The sequence below is a fragment of the Pantoea sp. GABEPS69 genome (genome assembly GCF_045780835.1).
GTDB lineage: Bacteria > Pseudomonadota > Gammaproteobacteria > Enterobacterales > Enterobacteriaceae > Pantoea > Pantoea septica.
In genome coordinates this window covers 2,568,268-2,584,238 of the sequence record NZ_CP118618.1, presented here as the reverse complement: position 1 = coordinate 2,584,238, position 15,971 = coordinate 2,568,268, and the positions used below count along the sequence as shown (strand labels likewise).

Below are 15,971 nucleotides of genomic sequence, written 5' to 3'. Positions count from 1 at the left end.
AGTGGCACGAGTTTACCCTGCGTCTTTCCCGCCTATCAACTTGTCCTTAACAATTTGACCAGCGACATAAACTGCTGGCGGGTCGCCTGATCGAAGCGGTGAAACCAGCGCTTAATCGCGGGCGACTGCGCTTCGTCTATCCAGACGAATTCCGCCTCGACGGGCGGCAGGTTTGCCGCACCGTCGCGCACGGCGGCGAAATGGGGTACGGAGGCGACCTGGCCGTTGCGGTTATAGAGGATCATCGCCTTTTCCATATCGCTTTCCGCAGAGAGCGGCAGACGATCGCGCCGAATATCGATCTCTTTGCCGTGTTCGTCGACCAGCTGAAAATTGAGCGTGCGATCGAAGTGATGGCGCTCGCGGCGATTTTCTAGCGCGGGCAGGCGGATGGTGATGGTTTTGACCTGGGCGTTGAAGGTGACGATCATCGGCGCAGACTGATAGCGCAGCGACGCGTCTTTGCGCGCGTCGCGCAGCTGTTCGACGCGGAAGAGAAACTGATGCTGCCCGCGCTCCAGCTCAAGACTGTCGGCGCCTTTCAGCAGCGAACCGGAAATTTTGCGCCCGTCCAGCACCAGCAGATCGATCTGCGGATCAAGCTTCAGCGTGATGGCCTGACAGGTTGCCGAGACGAGGAGAACAGTCAACCCCGTCACGACCAGAGAGAGTTTCATGTAGACTCCAGAATAGGGCGCAAAGTTTTGTGTGTAGCAAATTCTTACATTATGGCAGTAAATTTACATTTGAACATATATTTCTGTGCGCCAGTGCAAAATTCCGCTTTCTGGAAAGCGGCGCGCTTAACAGGCGACGCTACATTTAATGCTCTGAAACAAGGAGAAAAAAATGAACGATCAAACGATTCGCGACGTGTTGACGCGCACTCAGCGCATTGCACTGGTAGGCGCCAGCGATCGTCCAGACCGACCGAGCTACGGCGTGATGAAATATCTGCTGGATCAGGGCTACGAGGTGATTCCGGTGAGTCCGAAACTGGCCGGGAAGACGCTGCTGGGCCAGACGGCCTACGCGAAGCTGGAAGAGGTTCCGGGCAAAATCGATATGGTTGACGTGTTTCGCAATTCAGAAGCGGCGTGGGGCGTGGCGCAGGAAGCGATCGCGGCGGGCGCGGATACCCTCTGGCTACAGCTGGGCGTGATTAACGAGCAGGCCGCCGTGCTGGCGCAGGATGCGGGTCTGACCGTGATTATGGATCGCTGTCCTAAAATAGAAATTCCGCGTCTGGGCGTGACGCGACAGAAACAGTAGCATCACAGGCGGCGTAGGAATGCCGCCTGCGATCAGTGGCGCAGGCGCGGAGCCTGCAGCTGCTGGCGAATCGATGCGGCCAGCTCGTCCATCTCCGGCTGTTCCGGATGTTCCGAACTGGTTTCGCCGGAAAGCTGAATCTCAGCGATATAGGTGTGCACCTGATCGCCTTCTTCATCTTCCATTACCACGTGATACCAGGGCGCGCGGCGCAGTGTTTCGGTCGCGCCGACCTCGTCCAGCTTTGGCGTATCCAGCGAATATTCGGGATCGACATCGACTATTACGCCTAGCACGCCCGAAAGGCGGTGCCGAACCTGCTGACCAATACCAAATTTAGTGGCAATCATAGTGACCTCCAGAAAAACTGCCTCCTGATCAATATGGCGTCAGAAGGCGCTTTTTCAAGTCACACCACACGACATGCAAAACCTTTAAGATAAAGACCCTCAGGATAGCTGGCGATCACCGGGTGATCGGCCGCCTGACGGAACTGCTCGATAAACTGCGCTTCGCGGCCCGCATCCAGCGCGGCGTCGGCCACGATCTTCTGGAACAGCTCGGTCGCCATCAGGCCTGAACAGGAGAAGGTCATCAGGATACCGCCGGGATTGAGCAGCTGCATCGCCAGCATATTGATATCTTTATACCCGCGACAGGCGCCCGCCAGCTGGTTTTTGTTCTCCACGAACTTCGGCGGATCCATGATAATCAGATCGAACTTTTCGCCGGCGTCGCGATAGCGGCGTAGCAGCTTGAACACGTCGTCGCGCACGAACTGGGCGCGCGACAGATCCAGCTCGTTGAGCTCGACGTTCTGGCGCGCTACGTCAAGCGCCTCCTGCGAGGTATCCACGCTAATCACTTCGCGGCAGCCGCCCATCAGCGCCGATACGGCAAATCCGCCGGTATAGGAGAAGCAGTTCAGCACGCGCGCATCCTGCGCATAGCGGCGCGTCGCCAGACGGCTGTCGCGCTGGTCGAGGTAGTAGCCGGTTTTATGGCCGCCCTGAATATCGACCAACAGCTTCATGCCGTGTTCGGTAATCGGCAGCAGCGGCGGCGGTAGTTCGCCGGTTATCGTGCCCTGCGTCAGCTCCAGACCCTCTTTTTTACGCACCGCCACATCGGAACGATCGTAGATGGCGCACTGGGGAAAGCACTGCTGCAGCGCGGAGAGAATCGCCGGGCGCTGATACTCCGCGCCGGCAGAGAGCAGCTGCAGCACCAGAAAGTTGCCGAAGCGATCGATGGTGACGCCAGGCAAGCCGTCAGATTCGCCGGCGATCAGACGATAGCTGTCCAGCCCGTCTTTCTGCGCCAGCCAGTCGCGCCACTGCCGCGCCAGCTCGAAACGGCGTACGAAGAAGGCGATATCAATTGATTCGTCCTGCTGCCAGCTCCAGACGCGGGCGCGAATTTGCGACTGCGGCGAATAAGCCGCACGCGCGAGAAATTTGCCGTTATGGTCGCAGACATCAACGGTTTCACCCAGTTGCGCTTTACCTTCAAGGCGCGCGACGGCACCGGAAAACACCCACGGATGGCGGCGGAGCAGGGATTTTTCACGTCCCTTAGCGAGAATCAATCGAACGGTCATAGTTTGCTATGCTTACCTGAAAAAATGAGGCGCCATTGTCCGGCGGATAACGGAAAATTGCAACGCGCAGCGGCAGGAGAGAGTGATGACATCAGCCTGTTATAAAATATGGGTACACGGCAGAGTGCAGGGCGTCGGGTTCCGCTACAGCACACAGGCGCAGGCGTCGCAGCTTGGCGTGCTGGGTTACGCGCGGAATCTGGATGACGGCAGCGTCGAGGTACTGGCCTGGGGCGAGCCGGACAAGGTCGACGCGCTTATCGCGTGGCTGAAGGCAGGCGGGCCGCGCGGCGCGCGTGTCGATAAAGTATTAATGGAGCCGCATCAACCCGCCGAGCCGCCGCGCCGTTTTACCACCGGCTAATCAGAGACACTTCGCCGGTTTAGGCAGGCCGGCGATTTTAGTCGCCTGTTTCGCCGGTCCATCCGGGAACAGGCGGAACAGATATCGACTGTTGCCTTTCTCTTCGCCGTACTTTTGCGCCATCGCCTTGACCAGCATGCGGATGGCGGGCGAAGTATTGTATTCCAGATAGAACGCGCGCACGAAACGCACCACTTCCCAGTGCGCCTCGCTCATGGCGATGCCTTCTTTATCGGCGATCTGTTCTGCCAGCGCCTCGCTCCAGTCGTCGCGATGCTTCAAATAGCCTTCGCCGTCGACCTCGATGGTTTTACCGTTAAATTCCACGTTTGCTCCTGACTGCGTTGTCCGGCGGCATTCTACCAAATTGCGCCGTCAGAAAAAGCAAAACCCCGCCGAAGCGGGGTCAGGGAGGCGCTGTCGCGGGACGCCTTGCTGTTGTGTAGGGCTACCCGCTGCGAAGCGATTAGTCGTTGCGGGCGAAGCCCAAAATGCTCAGCAGGCTGATAAAGATATTGTAGAGCGAGACGTAGAGGCTGACGGTGGCGCGAATATAGTTGGTCTCGCCGCCGTGAATAATATTGCTGGTTTCCCACAGAATGGCGCCGGCGGAGAAGAGAATAAACAGCGCGCTGATCGCCAGGTGCAGCGCAGGCAGCTGCAGGAACAGATTGGCGACGACCGCCACCAGCAACACCACGAAGCCCGCCATCATCATACCGCCCAGGAAAGACATGTCGCGGCGGGTGGTCAGCACATAGGCCGAGCAGCAGAAGAAGACCAGCGCCGTGCCGCCTAACGCCAGCGCAATCACGTCACCCATGCCTGCGGCTAAAAACGAGCTGAGGATCGGACCAAGGCAGTAGCCGAGGAAGCCGGTGAAGGCGAAGGCCGCCAAAATCCCCATCGGGCTGTCAGCCAGCTTATGGGTGAGGAACATCAGGCCGTAAAAACCGACCAGCATTAAAATCAGTCCCGGACCAGGCAGGCCCAGCACGGTGCTCGCAGTGGCGGTCACGGCGGAAAACGCCAGCGTCAGGCCGAGCAGGAAATAGGTGTTACGCAGCACCTTATGGGTGCTGAGCAGCGATGTCCGTGAAGACGAGGTAATAATTCTGTCCATAATGCGCTCCTTTATCAGAACACGAGGTTTGCGCTGAGAATACGCAGCGGGGGCAAAACGGGAAAGGCGTTTTACCCTTCTTTACGCGATAAATCGCTGTTTCTCTGAGCGGAATGGCGATTTCGCCAACGAATAACGCCATTTTGGCTGTTTTTCAGGCGAATGAATTCGTACAGGCTTTACATCCTCCGGGGGGATGTTTATAGTGCGCCTCATTGCGGAGGGGTGGCCGAGCGGCTTAAGGCAGCGGTCTTGAAAACCGCCGATGGGAAACCATCCGAGAGTTCGAATCTCTCCTCCTCCGCCACTTTCCTGCTCAGGCAGGAACAGGCAATGCGGCAATGTCGTTTTGCCGATGTGAAAAGCATCACCCCGGAGGGATGGCCGAGCGGCTTAAGGCAGCGGTCTTGAAAACCGCCGATGGGAAACCATCCGAGAGTTCGAATCTCTCTTCCTCCGCCACACCAGACAGGCCAGCACAATGTGCTGGCCTGTTGCATTTCTGCCTTTCGACCTCTGCTCGCACTGCGCTTTACAGGCTGCTTTCGGCCTGCTCTGCTATAGTCCATTCACGTTTTTGCAAACATCGGGCGCATTTCGCGGCCAGCTTAGGTTACACTGTGGGCCACTATGCTCTGATCAGAGCTAATCGGTTGATAGCCAGAGTGTTTCTCTACTGAATAAATGGAATAGGCACAATGATCAAGAAACTGAGTCTTTGCGCACTGTCGGTGCTGGCCGCGCTGCCGATCGGCATGGCGGCCCAGGCGGCTGAAGGCGACATGCAGCTTCAACAGGTACTGATGTTTAGCCGCCACAACCTGCGCGCGCCGCTGGCCGATAATGGCAGCGTGCTGGAACAGTCGACGAAGAAAAGCTGGCCGCAGTGGAGCGTGCCGGGCGGACAGCTCACCACCAAAGGCGGCGTGCTGGAAGTCTACATGGGCAACTACACGCGTCAGTGGCTGGCGCAGCAGGGCCTGGTGCAGAACGGCAGCTGTCCCGACAGCAGCAACGTCTTCGTCTACGCCAACAGCCTGCAGCGCACCGTCGCGACGGCTCAGTTCTTCGTTAACGGCGCGTTCCCCGGCTGTGATATCGCCGTCACCCATCAGGACGCCATGGGCACTATGGATCCGGTGTTTAACCCGGTGATCACCGACGACAGCGAAGCCTTTAATAAGAAAGCGCTGGCGGCGATGACGGCGGAAAACGAAAAGCTGGCGCTGAAGCCTGCGCTGCAGCAGCTGGATAAGATCGTCGATTACAAATCCGCGCCGGCCTGCAACAACAAAAAACAGTGCGATTTAAGCAGCGGCGACAACGTCTTCAGCGCCGAAAACGGCAAAGAGCCGAACGTAAGCGGCCCGCTGAAGGTCGGCAACTCGCTGATGGACGCCTTCACGCTGCAGTATTATGAAGGCTTCCCGCTTGAGCAGGTCGCCTGGGGCCAGATCAAAACGCCAGAGCAGTGGAAAACCCTGTCGGCGATCAAAAACGGCTATCAGGACGCGCTTTTCACCAGCCCGGACATCGCGCGCGAAGTCGCCGCGCCGCTGGTGGACTACATCCGCAGCCAGCTGGTGGATGAGGACAAAGCCAATGCGCCGAAAATTACCCTGATGGTCGGACACGACTCGAATATCGCCTCGCTGCTGAGCGCGCTGCAGGTTAAGCCTTATGAACTGCCGGGCACCTGGGAAAATACGCCTATCGGCGGCCAGCTGGTGTTCGAACGCTGGCACGATGCGAAAAACAATAAAGATCTGCTGAAGCTGGAATATGTCTACCAGACCGCCGATCAGCTGCGCGACGGCGAAGTGCTGAGCCTGAAGAATCCGCCGAAGCGCGTGACGCTGCAGCTGGAAGGCTGTCCGACCGACGGCAATGGCTACTGCAGCTGGGATCAGTTCGCTCAGGCGCTGAACGGCGCGCTGCAGGGCACGCCGATGGAGCCGGCCGCGCAGCCGACCGCGGCGGCGGCTGAAGATGCCGCTAAGCCGGCGGAGAATAAACCGGCCGCCAGTAAGGGCGCCGCTGATAAAGCTGCTGCCGATAAAGCTACTGCCGATAAAGCCGCCGCTGATAAAGCTGCTGCGGACAAAGCGGCAGCGGAAAAAGCCGCCGCGCAAAAAGCGGCTGAAGCGAAAGCTGCAGAAGAGAAGGCGAAAGCGGCCGAGGAGAAAGCGAAGGCAGAGCGCGCTGCGGCGCAAAAGGCGGCTCCCGAGAAGGCCGCCGCGGATAAAGCGGCGGCGGACAAAGCCGACGCGGTTAAACCTGCCGATGTGCCAGCGCAGAAGCCGGTAGAATCCGCGCAGAACAGCGACGCGAACCAAGCCGTCACCCAGTAAAACCCGCTCCAATGAAAAACCCCGCCTCAGCGGGGTTTTTTTATGGGCGAGGCGGATTAGCCTGCAACCACCACCAGTTTCTGGTTGGCGAACTCTTTGATACCCAGGTCCGACAGCTCGCGGCCATAGCCGGAGCGCTTCACGCCGCCGAACGGCAGCTCGGCTGAGGTATCGCTCTGCGAGTTAATAAACACCATGCCGGTCTCGATCGCCGAGGCGAGTCGGCGTCCGCGCGCGCTGTCTTGCGTCCAGACCGAGCCGCCCAGGCCGTAGTGAGAGTCATTTGCCAGCGCAACGGCGGCGTTGTCGTCGCCTACCACATAAATCTGCGCCACCGGTCCGAAAAATTCCTCATAGTAGGCAGGATTATCCGGGCGGATATCGGTCAGGATCGTCGGCTGGAAGTAGCAGCCGACGCCCTCGACCGGCTTGCCGCCGATCAGCAGCGTCGCGCCGTTCCGCACCGCCTCGTCGACCTGTTTCGCCAGGCGATCGCGCGCCTCTTTGGAAGAGAGCGGCCCCAGCGTGGTCTGCTCGTCGAGCGGATCGCCCAGGCGGGCCGCCTTCAGCGCCGCGCTGAACTTATCGATAAAGGCGCTGGCGATCTTTTCGTGCAGAATAAAGCGCTTGGCGGCGGTGCAGACCTGACCGCAGTTGCTGAGCCGCGCCTGCGCGCCCTGACGCAGCGCCTCGTCGATATCGGCGTCGTCAAGCACGACAAAAACGTCGTTGCCGCCCAGTTCCAGCGTCGATTTCTTCAGGTATTTGCCCGCCTGCTGCGCCACGGCGCTGCCGGCGCGCTCTGAACCGGTCAGGGCGACGCCCTGCACGCGATCGTCGGCAATCAGCTCGGCGACCTGGTCGCTGCTGATAAACAGGTTAGTCCAGGCGCCTTCCGGCGCGCCCGCTTCGATAACCAGCTTTGCAAACACGTCGGCGCAGTGCGGCACAATATTGGCATGTTTCGCCAGCACCGGATTGCCCAGCGCCAGGTTAGGCGCCAGCACGCGCATCAGCTGATAATAAGGGAAGTTCCACGGCTCGACGGCGACCAGCACGCCGATGGGATGATACTCGACCCAGGCCTCGCCCAGTTCGCTGGGGTAGGGCTGCGGTTTAAGGATCTCTGCCGCATGGTCGGCATAGTAGCGCGCGATCTGCGCGCAAATTTTCACTTCTCCACGGCTCTGACCAATCAGCTTGCCCATCTCTTTGCTGGCGATGGCGGCCAGCTCGTCAACCCGGCTTTCAATCAAATCAGCCAGTCTGGCGAGCACTTGCAGACGCGGAGCGATATCCCCTTTGCTCCACGACGAGTGGAACAGGCGATCGGCGGTTTCCAGCGCGTGGCTTACCGCAGCGGCGTCGTGAGAAGGCCAGCTTTTCAGCAGCTGATTATTGGCGGGGTTAATGCTCTGATAGGAAGACATAGATTCTCCTTGGTCAGTAAAAAAGGTGAGGCGGGAAATCCCGCCTCGCAATCAGATATTTTTGCGCTCTACCGGCGTATCGTCCCACGTCAGCACGTCGGCTTCCGTTTTGTCAAAGGCGCGAAACAGCACTTCGTCGTTACCCTGCTGACGCCAGATCTCCTCCGCCAGCTTTTCGTCATAGTTAGCCACTTCGAAAATAGCCTCGGCGATTTCCGGCGAGGTGTGGCGCAACGTGGCCCATTCGCCCACGTGGTGTGCTTTCGCTTGATCGTTCGACATACTTTTCTCCTTAATGAAACTTACCCTTTGAGTTTTACCGTCAGACCGGCAACGTGTTCGCCCTGATAGCGAGCGATATTCAGTTCCGCTTCCGTGGGCTGACGCGAGCCGTCGCCTCCCGCCAGCGTAGTGGCGCCGTAAGGCGTACCGCCGCGCACCTGCGAGATATCGAACAGCTCTTGCGTTCCGTAACCAATCGGCACGATCACCATGCCGTGGTGCGCTAAGGTGGTCCAGACCGAGGTAATAGTCAGCTCCTGGCCGCCGCCGGTACCGGTGGAGGTAAAGACGCTGCCGACCTTGCCGTGCAGCGCGCCGGACGCCCACAGGCCGCCGGTGCGGTCCCAGAAGGTGCGCATCTGGCCGGACATATTGCCGAAGCGCGTCGGCGTGCCGATCAGGATAGCGTCGTACTGCGGCAATATGTCCGGCGTGGCTTCCGGGGCCGCCTGGTCGGTTTTTCCGCCTACCTGAGCGAAACGCTCGGCGTCCATGGTTTCCGGCACGCGCCGGATATCGACTTCGACGCCCGGAACGCGACGCGCGCCTTCCGCTACCGCATGCGCCATGGTTTCGATATGTCCGTACATTGAGTAATAAAGCACCAAAACTCGGGCCATTGCGCGCTCCTCAGCATGTGAAAACCTAAGCAGAAGTATAGAAGAGCTTTTTGGCCCTGCGGCGAGATCGCAAAATTTGCGGTTTTTCTGATGCATTGCATTCAGGTCGCGACCTGCGCACAATGGCGCCCGTTGAATCACGGAAGGTGTGTTATGTCGGACGTTTCCCGCACGCTGGCGCTGCGCGTATCGCGTGAAGAGCTGGTGCTGATTTTGATTACCATGATCTGGGGCGGCACCTTTCTGGTGGTGCATCGCGCGATGGCCTTTTCCGGTCCCTTCTTTTTTGTCGGGCTGCGCTTCGCCACCGCCGCGCTGATCCTCGCCTGCGTCTTTCGTCGCGCGCTGGCGGGCACCACGCGGCAGGAGCTGATCGCCGGCGCGCTGATCGGCCTGTCGATCGCCGGCGGCTACGGCCTGCAAACCTGGGGCATGCAGACCATCTCCAGCAGCCAGTCCGCCTTTCTCACCGCGCTCTACGTGCCGGTGGTGCCGCTGCTGCAGTGGCTGTTTCTGCGGCGCCCGCCGGGCGTGATGGCGTGGTGCGGCATACTGCTCGCTTTTCTCGGCCTGCTGCTGGTGGCCGGGCCGCAGGATGGCCGCATCAGCCTTAACCAGGGCGAAATCGCCACCTTGCTCAGCACGCTTGCGATCGCCGCCGAGATCATCCTGATTAGCCGTTTCGCCGGTCAGGTAGACGTGCGCCGCGTGACGCTGATTCAGCTGGCGGTCGCTTCGCTGTGCGCCTTCGCCCTGATGGCGCCGAACGGCGAGTCGATGCCGGCGCTCAGCCCGACGCTGCTGCTGAGCGCACTGGGTCTCGGCGCGGCCAGCGCGCTGATTCAGGTCACCATGAACTGGGCGCAGCGCAGCGTCTCGCCGACGCGCGCCACGGTAATTTACGCGGGCGAGCCGGTCTGGGCGGGCGTGGTAGGGCGTCTCGCCGGAGAGCGACTGCCTGCGGCGGCCATTCTCGGCGGCGCGCTGATCGTTTGCGGCGTCATCGTCAGCGAGCTGAAGCTCAGGCGAAAAAAAGCGGCGCCCGAGGCGCCGCGCGAATAATCATCCCTGCTGCCGCGCCGGACGCTCCGCCAGCGCCGCGCCGCGTCGGCGCAGAATCGCATTAAGCAAAATCGCGCCGAAGGTGGCGGTGCCGATGCCGCCCAGGGTAAAGCCGCCGATCTTCAGAGAAAAATCGCCCGCGCCCAGCACCAGGGTGGTGGCGACCATAATCAGATTGCCGTTCTGGCTGAAGTCCACATGGTTCTGCACCCAGATGCGCGCGCCTGCGACCGCGATCAGGCCAAAGACCACAATCGAGGCGCCGCCGATCACCGGCGCGGGAATCGCATGGATTAGCGCGCCGAACTTCGGTGAAAAGCCGAGGATTAGCGCAATGACCGCCGCCGCCACGAAGGCGAGCGTAGAGTAAACTTTGGTGACCGCCATCACGCCGATATTCTCCGCGTAGGTGGTCACGCCGCTGCCGCCGATCGAGCCGGAGAGAATGGTCGCCAGGCCGTCGCCGACAAAGGCGCGTCCCATCCAGGGATCGAGATTGCGGCCGGTCATGCCCGCGACCGCCTTGAGATGGCCGAGGTTTTCCGCCACCAGAATAATCGCCACCGGCGCGATCATCACCATCGCCTGAAGATCAAAGCTGGGTGCGGTGGTTTGCGGCATGCCGAACCACGCGGCCTGGGCTACGCCGCTGAAGTCGACCGGTTTGCCGAAGCCCAGCACGTTGGTCAGCAGCGCGTAAATCGCCCAGGCGACGATTAGCCCCACCAGAATCAGCAGGCGCTGCACCATCCCGTGCGTAAAGACCGCCACCAGCCCGATGGCGAGCACGGTCATCACTGCCATCCAGCTGTCGAAGCCGGAGGCCGCCACGCTGTGTACCGCAATGGGCGCGAGGTTAAGCCCGATCGCCATTACCACGGCGCCGGTAACCACCGGCGGCATCAGACGTTCGATCCAGCGCGTGCCGACTTTCATCACCAGCAGGCCGATGAGCATATAGAGCGCGCCGCAGGCGATGACTCCGCCGAGCGCGACGCTGAGATGCGGGTTGAGTCCCTGACCGTTGAAGCCGGTTACGGCGATCACCACGCCGACAAAGGCCGCGCTGGAACCGAGATAGCTCGGCACGCGTCCGCCGGTGATAACAAAAAAGAGCAGGGTGCCGATGCCTGACACCAGGATCGCCAGATTGGGATCCAGCCCCATCAGCAGCGGCATCAGCACGGTGGCGCCGAACATCGCCACCGCATGCTGCAGGCCGAGGATCGCCGTTTGTCCAAACGGTAGCGTCTCATCCGGGGCGATAAGCCCGCCGTCCGATACCGCCGACTTTTTACGCCATTGAGGAAACCAGGAACTCGCCATCGTTATCTCCAGAAAGAGTGGTATCAGGCCGCGCAGGGCGGATTAGCGGGCGTCCTGCCGCTGCAACGGTAGATAGCCGCGATTGAACCAGGCTAGTCCGTGCATTTCGTTGCTGAACGTCAGCGCCAGCACTTCGCAAAACAGCACGTCATGGGTGCCGACCGACGTAATGTCGCTGATGCGACAGTCGAACGAGACCAGCGCCCCTTGCAGCACGGGCGAACCTGTCGCCGCCGTGCGCCACTGCGCCGCCTGAAAGCGCGCTTCCATCGGCGTCTTGCCGCCGAACAGGCCAGAGAGCGCCTCCTGACCGGCTGCCAGGGTATTGACGCAAAGCTGGCGGTTGGCGTCGAACACCGACCATACCGAGGCGGAGCGATTCAGGCAGACCAGCAGAGTCGGCGGCGTATCGGTGACGCTGCACACCGCGGAGGCGGTAAAACCTGCGCGGCCCGCCGGGCCGTCGGTGGTGATGATATTAACGGCGGCGCCAAGGCGCGCCATGCCGTCACGAAAGGCCTGCTTCTCGACCAGCGCGATCTCTGGCGTAAGGGTAAGGGTGCTCATGGTTATCTCCTCAGCTCGCCGCGCGCTGCGGCGCGGCTTCGCTCCTGTTAAGCCACTGCAGCAGCAGCGAATTGAATCCGTCGGCGTCGGTGACGCTCATGGCATGTCCGCCCCAGGACATCGCGATCTGCTGCGCGTTGGGCAGCGCAGCCGCCAGCTCCCCGTTGCAGCTCCAGGGCACCAGCATGTCATCCTGGCTACAGATCGCCAGCACCGGCTGCTGAATGCGTTCGGCCAGCGGCGCGAAGTCGACGCGCATCAGGGCGTTCAGGCGCAGCAGCAGGTTGTCGCGCCCCTGAAAATGGGCGAGATGCGCCGCCTCTTCTTCGGCGAGACGCATCTGATGCTGCGCCATCCACTCCGCCGGATAGAGGAACAGCGGCTGCGCGCGCACGAAGGCCTCGACGCCCGCCTTGAGCAACAGATCCTGCCGCACCTGAAAGCAGCGCCGCGTATGGGGATGCAGCCGCAGCCAGCCGTTGATGACCGCCACGCGCTCGACGCGTTCGGGGTAATCGAGCGCCAGCTGCAGCCCGACGAGGCCGCCGAGCGCGTGGCCGATGACGCTGAAGCGCGTAATAGCGCGCTGCGCCAGCGCCTCGGCCAGCTCGGCCGCCATCATCGCCATCGAATAGTCGGCGGGCAGCGGCTGCGCGCTGCGGCCGGTGCCGCGCTGGTCGTAAACCACCACGCGATAGCGCGCGCACAGCGCCGCCAGCTGCGGCTGCCAGAAGCCCGCTACGCCGCCGAGGCCGGAAGCCAGCACCAGCGTAGCCGCCGCGGGATCCTGCCGTCCCAGTATCTCCAGATGCATCACGCCTCCCGTTTGCCGATATGCGCCACGCTGGCGATTTCCACCAGCGCGTCGGGCTTCACCAGGCCGCACTGAATGCAGAAGCGCGCCGGCTTATCGCCGGCGAAATACTCGGCATAGACCTGATTGATGGCGGCGTAATTTTGCCAGTCGGTAAGAAAAATGGAGTTGAACGTTACGTCGTCGAGCGTGCCGCCCGCGGTTTCAATCACGGTTTTAATGGTTTCCAGCACGTGGCGCGTCTGCGCGGCGGCGTCGCCGATATGCACCACGTTATTCTCTTTATCGAACGGCAGGATGCCGGATACATACACCACGCCGTCGGCCAGCGTCCCCGGCACGAAAGGGGCGATAGGCGTAGCGGTGCCCGGCGGAATAATCACAGACTTCGGCATGGCGTTACTCCTTATGACCTTGCAGGCTTTCGCAGAAGGCGTCGACGCTGGATACCCAGCCGAAAAAGGTTTCGATATTGAAAATCGCCGCCTGCTGCGCGAAGGGCGGGCCCGCCTGGTAAGTGGCGTCTTCCAGCACCACGCCGAAATATTCGAGGAAAAAGCCGTCGCGCAGCGTCGATTCCACACAGACGTTGGTGGCAATGCCGGTAAAGATCAGATGACGAATACCGCGGCTGCGCAGCATGCTGTCGAGCGGGGTGTTGAAAAAGCCGCTGTAGCGCGGTTTCGGCAGCACGATATCTTCTGGCTGCGGCTGCAGCGCGTCCACCAGCTGATAATCCCAGCCGCCTTTCGCCAGCAGCGAGCCCTGCAGCTCAGGGCGCTTGCGCATGGTTTTCAGGGCGTTGGATTTATGAAAATTCGGCGAACCGGCGTCGCCCGCCTCAACATACTGGTTATCCCAGCCGTTCTGGAACCAGACGATCTGCACGCCGGCCGCGCGCGCGGCGGCGACCGCCTGCGCAATCTTCTCTATCACCGGCGTCGTGGCGGAGACGTCGAAGCCGGCGAGGTCGAGATAGCCGCCGGGCGTGGCGTAGGCGTTTTGCATATCGACCACGATCAGCGCGCTTTGCGTGGGTGGGAAAGCGATCGCTTCCGGGCGCGCAGGCAGCTCAACCTGCGGCAGCGCGGAAGCATGGGCGCAGTAAACGGTACTCATCAGGCCACCTCTCTGTTGTCATTGATCTGGCTGCGACACTGCATCAGCGGCTGGATATGCTGGCCGAAATCTTCAATGCCCTGCAGGAAGTCGTCAAAGGTGAGCAGCACGCCCTCGGCGCCTTCAACCTGCGCCACCTCATCCAGCATGCGCGCGACGTTAGCGTAAGAGCCAACCAGCGTGCCCATATTGATATTGACCGCGGAAGTGGGGTCGGCCATCTGGCGCACGTTGGTGTCGCTGCCGGAACGCTTGTCCTGCTGGCTCTGCGTGGTGAGCCAGGCGAGCGCCTCCTGGTCGGCGCCCGCTTTGTAGTGTTCCCATTTCGCGCGCGCCGCCTCGTCGCTGTCGGCGGCGATAATCATGAACAGCACGTAGGAGCCGACGTCGCGGCCCGCCTTGTCTGCCGCCTGCTTCATACGCGCGGCGGTCGGGGCGAAGGCGGCCGGCGTATTGACCCCTTTGCCGAAGCAGAAGTTGTAGTCGGCATGCTGCGCGGAAAAGGCCATGCCTGCGTCGCTCTGACCGGCGCAGATCACCTTCATCGGCTTCTGCGGCTGCGGGCTGACGCGGCAGTCGTTCATGGTGAAAAACTCACCCTTGAAATCGGACTGGCCGCTGCCCCAGAGGTCGCGCAGCACGGTAACGTACTCCGTCAGGTAGTCGTAGCGGCGGCTAAAGTAGTCATCGCCCGGCCAGATGCCCATCTGCTCATACTCCGGCTTCTGCCAGCCGGTCACCAGATTGACGCCGAAGCGGCCGCCGGAGATGGAGTCGATGGTCGACGCCATGCGCGCCACGATGGCGGGCGGCAGCGTTAGCGTGGCGGCGGTGGCGTAGATCTCGATACGTGAGGTCACCGCGGCCAGGCCCGCCATCAGGGTGAAAGATTCAAGGTTGTGATCCCAGAATTCGGTTTTGCCGCCGAAGCCGCGCAGCTTGATCATCGAGAGCGCAAAGTCGAAGTGGTAGCGCTCCGCCTTTTGTACGATCGCCTTGTTCAGTTCGAACGTCGGTTTGTACTGCGGAGCGTGGGTAGAAATCAGCCAGCCGTTGTTACCAATCGGAATAAAAACGCCAATCTTCATGTCAAACCCTCTTTGCCAGGTGAAAAATGATGGGGTGCGCTACGCGGCATCCTGCTTCATCCCTGATGGCGGCGCTTGCTGACAAATTTGCAAAGGTTGTGCCACAAAATAAAAGAACATATTTAACAATGAATTAAATTTAAGGCGGCGAGAGAAAGTGGAGCGGATGGTCCGTTATGGACCATTTGGTCAAAAATCTCTGCACGTTTTGCAGGCAAGCTGAACAAAAAAGGTGCAGCGGCCGGGTTGGGCAGGGGTGAGCGGCTTTGCTATGATGCCAGTACGCTTAAGGAATGAGGTAACGCTGTGAAAACCGATGAAAAAAAACCGACGCGACGTTCGCGCGCGACTGCGGCGAAACGCGCCGCCATTCTGGAGGCCGCGCTGGCGCTTTTCTCTCAGTTTGGTATTCACGGCACGCGTCTGGATCAGGTCGCCGAGCGCGCCGACGTCTCGAAAACCAATCTGCTCTACTATTATCCTTCGAAAGAAACGCTCTATATCGCGGTGCTGAAAGAGATCCTCGACGTCTGGCTGGCGCCGCTGCGCGCGCTGCAGCACGATATGGACCCGCTCAGCGCCATACGCCGCTATATTTGCCTGAAGCTTGAGGTGTCGCGCGACCATCCGCAGGCGTCGCGGCTCTTCTGTCTGGAGATGCTGCAGGGCGCGCCGCTGCTAAAAGGGGAGCTGGCGGGCGATCTCAAACAGCTGGTGGACGATAAGGCGGCGATCGTTGAGCGCTGGATCAATGAAGGGCGGCTGGCGGGCGTGCAGCCGCAGCACCTCTTTTTTATGCTGTGGGCGGCGACGCAGCACTATGCGGATTTCGCCAGCCAGGTCGAGGCGATTACCGGCCAGACCCTGAGCGATCCCCAGTTTTTTGATGAAACGGTCGAAAACGTGCAGCGCATGATCATCGAAGGGATCCGCGTGCGCTAATTTCCTGGCGG

At 60.8% G+C, this 15,971-nt stretch carries 19 protein-coding genes and 2 tRNA genes; 7 read left to right on the top strand and 14 right to left on the bottom strand.

The annotated features are described in order from the left end of the window. Positions 1–35: 35 nt before the first annotated feature. Complete coding sequence (locus PVE98_RS12745) at positions 36–677, bottom strand: DUF2057 family protein (protein WP_033751165.1); 642 nt, start codon at positions 675–677, stop codon at positions 36–38. A gap of 172 nt (positions 678–849) precedes the next feature. Between PVE98_RS12745 and PVE98_RS12740 the strand changes: the two genes are divergently transcribed. Further along, positions 850–1,272, top strand: a complete 423-nt coding sequence (locus tag PVE98_RS12740) for a CoA-binding protein (RefSeq protein ID WP_033751163.1) — start codon at positions 850–852, stop codon at positions 1,270–1,272. Positions 1,273–1,304: 32 nt separating this feature from the next. On the opposite strand, the gene hspQ is transcribed toward PVE98_RS12740, so the two are convergent. Both hspQ and rlmI read right to left on the bottom strand, forming a co-directional pair. Then, entirely contained in the window at positions 1,305–1,622 is a 318-nt protein-coding gene (gene hspQ / locus PVE98_RS12735; protein ID WP_033751160.1) for a heat shock protein HspQ, read from the bottom strand. A gap of 59 nt (positions 1,623–1,681) precedes the next feature. Further along, the gene (gene rlmI, locus PVE98_RS12730; RefSeq protein WP_096072911.1) at positions 1,682–2,872 is read right to left on the bottom strand and encodes a 23S rRNA (cytosine(1962)-C(5))-methyltransferase RlmI; all 1,191 of its coding nucleotides are present in this window, start codon (positions 2,870–2,872) and stop codon (positions 1,682–1,684) included. Positions 2,873–2,957: 85 nt separating this feature from the next. Between rlmI and yccX the strand changes: the two genes are divergently transcribed. Further along, complete coding sequence (gene yccX / locus PVE98_RS12725; RefSeq protein WP_048782999.1) at positions 2,958–3,236, top strand: acylphosphatase; 279 nt, start codon at positions 2,958–2,960, stop codon at positions 3,234–3,236. Here yccX and tusE read toward each other — a convergent pair whose 3' ends face one another. After that, complete coding sequence (gene tusE / locus PVE98_RS12720; RefSeq protein ID WP_096072912.1) at positions 3,237–3,563, bottom strand: sulfurtransferase TusE; 327 nt, start codon at positions 3,561–3,563, stop codon at positions 3,237–3,239. Between the two features lie 139 nt (positions 3,564–3,702). Continuing rightward, a complete protein-coding gene (gene yccA, locus PVE98_RS12715; protein ID WP_033751148.1) occupies positions 3,703–4,359 on the bottom strand; it encodes an FtsH protease modulator YccA in 657 nt (218 codons plus the stop codon). A gap of 219 nt (positions 4,360–4,578) precedes the next feature. Between yccA and PVE98_RS12710 the strand changes: the two genes are divergently transcribed. From PVE98_RS12710 to agp, 3 genes are all read left to right on the top strand, one after another. Beyond that, positions 4,579–4,666, top strand: a tRNA-Ser gene (locus PVE98_RS12710). Between the two features lie 67 nt (positions 4,667–4,733). Beyond that, positions 4,734–4,821: transfer RNA gene (locus PVE98_RS12705), tRNA-Ser, on the top strand. Between the two features lie 236 nt (positions 4,822–5,057). Beyond that, the gene (gene agp, locus PVE98_RS12700; protein ID WP_313619179.1) at positions 5,058–6,710 is read left to right on the top strand and encodes a bifunctional glucose-1-phosphatase/inositol phosphatase; all 1,653 of its coding nucleotides are present in this window, start codon (positions 5,058–5,060) and stop codon (positions 6,708–6,710) included. A gap of 56 nt (positions 6,711–6,766) precedes the next feature. Here the strand turns inward: agp and PVE98_RS12695 are convergent, their stop codons facing one another. Genes PVE98_RS12695 through wrbA form a run of 3 tightly spaced genes read right to left on the bottom strand, consistent with a single transcriptional unit; the run spans position 6,767 to position 9,042 of the window. Next, the gene (locus PVE98_RS12695; RefSeq protein ID WP_407568510.1) at positions 6,767–8,140 is read right to left on the bottom strand and encodes an NAD-dependent succinate-semialdehyde dehydrogenase; all 1,374 of its coding nucleotides are present in this window, start codon (positions 8,138–8,140) and stop codon (positions 6,767–6,769) included. Between the two features lie 51 nt (positions 8,141–8,191). After that, complete coding sequence (locus PVE98_RS12690; RefSeq protein WP_033751138.1) at positions 8,192–8,422, bottom strand: YccJ family protein; 231 nt, start codon at positions 8,420–8,422, stop codon at positions 8,192–8,194. A gap of 20 nt (positions 8,423–8,442) precedes the next feature. Further along, positions 8,443–9,042, bottom strand: coding sequence for an NAD(P)H:quinone oxidoreductase (wrbA, locus tag PVE98_RS12685; protein WP_096072915.1), 600 nt, complete (start codon positions 9,040–9,042; stop codon positions 8,443–8,445). Between the two features lie 153 nt (positions 9,043–9,195). On the opposite strand from wrbA, the gene PVE98_RS12680 reads away from it, so the two are divergent. Then, complete coding sequence (locus tag PVE98_RS12680; RefSeq protein ID WP_033751134.1) at positions 9,196–10,104, top strand: DMT family transporter; 909 nt, start codon at positions 9,196–9,198, stop codon at positions 10,102–10,104. On the opposite strand, the gene rutG is transcribed toward PVE98_RS12680, so the two are convergent. Genes rutG through rutA form a run of 6 tightly spaced genes read right to left on the bottom strand, consistent with a single transcriptional unit; the run spans position 10,105 to position 15,018 of the window. Continuing rightward, positions 10,105–11,430 (bottom strand): pyrimidine utilization transport protein G, encoded by a 1,326-nt coding sequence (rutG, locus tag PVE98_RS12675; protein ID WP_033751132.1) that lies wholly within the window; start codon positions 11,428–11,430, stop codon positions 10,105–10,107. A 42-nt stretch (positions 11,431–11,472) separates the two neighbouring features. Continuing rightward, complete coding sequence (gene rutF, locus PVE98_RS12670; protein ID WP_033751123.1) at positions 11,473–11,997, bottom strand: NADH-dependent FMN reductase RutF; 525 nt, start codon at positions 11,995–11,997, stop codon at positions 11,473–11,475. Between the two features lie 10 nt (positions 11,998–12,007). After that, positions 12,008–12,811, bottom strand: coding sequence for a pyrimidine utilization protein D (rutD, locus tag PVE98_RS12665; protein ID WP_033751121.1), 804 nt, complete (start codon positions 12,809–12,811; stop codon positions 12,008–12,010). Continuing rightward, positions 12,811–13,206: a pyrimidine utilization protein C gene (gene rutC / locus PVE98_RS12660; protein ID WP_033751119.1), complete on the bottom strand. Its 396-nt coding sequence runs from the start codon at positions 13,204–13,206 to the stop codon at positions 12,811–12,813. The genes rutD and rutC overlap by 1 nt, the downstream gene beginning before the upstream one ends. Before the next feature lie 4 nt (positions 13,207–13,210). Next, positions 13,211–13,930: a pyrimidine utilization protein B gene (rutB, locus tag PVE98_RS12655; protein WP_033751117.1), complete on the bottom strand. Its 720-nt coding sequence runs from the start codon at positions 13,928–13,930 to the stop codon at positions 13,211–13,213. After that, on the bottom strand, positions 13,930–15,018 hold the full coding sequence (rutA, locus tag PVE98_RS12650) for a pyrimidine utilization protein A (protein WP_096072916.1): 1,089 nt from the start codon (positions 15,016–15,018) through the stop codon (positions 13,930–13,932). The genes rutB and rutA overlap by 1 nt, the downstream gene beginning before the upstream one ends. A gap of 306 nt (positions 15,019–15,324) precedes the next feature. Here rutA and rutR point away from each other — a divergent pair, with 306 nt between their 5' ends. Further along, complete coding sequence (gene rutR / locus PVE98_RS12645; protein WP_033751113.1) at positions 15,325–15,960, top strand: HTH-type transcriptional regulator RutR; 636 nt, start codon at positions 15,325–15,327, stop codon at positions 15,958–15,960. Positions 15,961–15,971: the final 11 nt, after the last annotated feature.